The organism is Leisingera sp. S232 (assembly GCF_049800895.1).
In the GTDB taxonomy this organism is placed as follows: domain Bacteria; phylum Pseudomonadota; class Alphaproteobacteria; order Rhodobacterales; family Rhodobacteraceae; genus Leisingera.
The window spans coordinates 1-1,928 of sequence record NZ_JBNAFX010000082.1 but is presented as its reverse complement, the minus strand read 5'-3'; the positions used below and the strand labels follow the sequence as shown (position 1 = coordinate 1,928).

Below are 1,928 nucleotides of genomic sequence, written 5' to 3'. Positions count from 1 at the left end.
TGGTCACAGTGCCATTGGGCGCTGTGGCTTCAACAACCGTCAGCGGGTCACCGTTTGGATCGCTGTCGTTGCTCAGAACGTCGATGGTGACAGCGGTGTCTTCATCGGTTTCTGCCGTGTCGTCCTCAGCAACCGGAGCAACTTCGTCAGTTGGTTCCACGGTAACCGCAACCTCGGCGGTGTCCGTCAGCTCACCATCACTGATCGTGTAAGTGATCGTGTCGTCACCGTCAAAGCCTGCGTCCGGCGTGTACTCCAGCGTGCCATCGGCGTTGATGGTCACAGTGCCGTTGTCAGCCGTTGCTTCGGTCACCGTCAGCGGATCTCCGTCAACATCCGTGTCGTTGCCCAGAACATCAAGGGTCACAGCCGTTTCAAAGCCCGTCGAGCCGGTGTCATCTGCCGCCACAGGGGCGTCGTTGACAGGATCGATGGTGACAGCCACCTCACCGGTTGCGCTGTTCCCGTCGGGATCCTCAACCGTGTAAGTGATCGTGTCGTCACCGTTGAAGTCCGGATCAGGCGTGTACTCCAGCGTGCCATCGGGGTTGATGGTCACAGTGCCATTGGGCGCTGTGGCTTCAACAACCGTCAGCGGGTCACCGTTTGGATCGCTGTCGTTGCTCAGAACGTCAATGGTGACAGCGGTGTCTTCATCGGTTTCTGCCGTGTCTCCGACAACAACTGGCGTCTGTTCACCTTCGTTCACAACAACTGTCACTTCAGCAGTATCGCTGTTCCCGTCGGGGTCTTCGATCGTGTAGGTGATCGTGTCTTCACCAACAAAGCCTTCGTCTGGCTCATAGGTGATGGTCCCGTCCGGGTTGATGTCCACGATGCCATTTGGTGCATCGGCGTCGACAACAGTTAACGGGTCACCCTGCGGGTCGGTATCGTTCGCAAGAACCGGAATGGTCACGAAGTTGCCCGCATCAACCGATGCAGTATCATCTACCGCATCAGGCACCTGGTTTTCGACTACCGCCGCGCCAGTCACGTTGACTGTGACCATCGCTTCGTCAGATCCGCCCTGACCGTCAGACACGCGGTAGGTGATCGAAGTTGACTGGACTTCCCCATCTGACAGATTGGCAAAGTCACCATCCACATCGCGGAAGCGTACGGCACCCGAGGACGTAATCCGAATTTCGCCGCCGTTGTCCGCAGGGATCCACTGCCTTAGGTTCGCGTCACCGTTGGCTTCGATCACGCGCAGAGCGTCGCCGTCTGCATCTGTGTCATTTGCCAGCAGGAGATCATCGCTACCTGTCAGACGGATATTGCCCCCCTCATAGCCCTCGATATCAAACTCATAGACATCATCCAGGGCAACCGGATCAACATTTTCAACAATCACTTCATTGACCGTAACGGTCACCGTTGATGTGCCCTGGTTGCCATCCGGATCCTCGACCGTATAGGTGATCGTATCTTCGCCGGTAAAGCCTTCGTCTGGCTCATAGGACAGTGTTCCATCAGGGTTGATGTCCACGATGCCGTTTGGTGCATCAGCGCCAACAACAGTCAACGGGTCACCCTGAGGATCGGTGTCGTTGCTCAGAACGTCAATGGTGACGAGGTCACCTTCGTCGACTTCGGCTGTGTCAGGGTTAGCCACTGGGTCCACATCAGTGTCCGGTTCCACGGTAACCGCAACCTCGGCGGTGTCCGTCAGCTCACCATCACTGATCGTGTAGGTGATCGTGTCGTCACCGTCAAAGCCTGCGTCCGGCGTGTACTCCAGCGTGCCATCGGCGTTGATGGTCACAGTGCCGTTGTCAGCCGTTGCTTCGGTCACCGTCAGCGGATCCCCGTCAACATCCGTGTCGTTGCCCAGAACATCAAGGGTCACAGCCGTTTCAAAGCCCGTCGAGCCGGTGTCATCTGCCGCCACAGGGGCGTCGTTGACAGGATCGATGGTGACAGCC

The 1,928-nt window shown here is 57.5% G+C and carries 1 protein-coding gene; it reads right to left on the bottom strand.

The features are described from left to right. A partial coding sequence (locus ACP151_RS21330; protein WP_424980786.1) for an Ig-like domain-containing protein occupies positions 1-1,928 on the bottom strand: 1,928 nt, incomplete at both ends.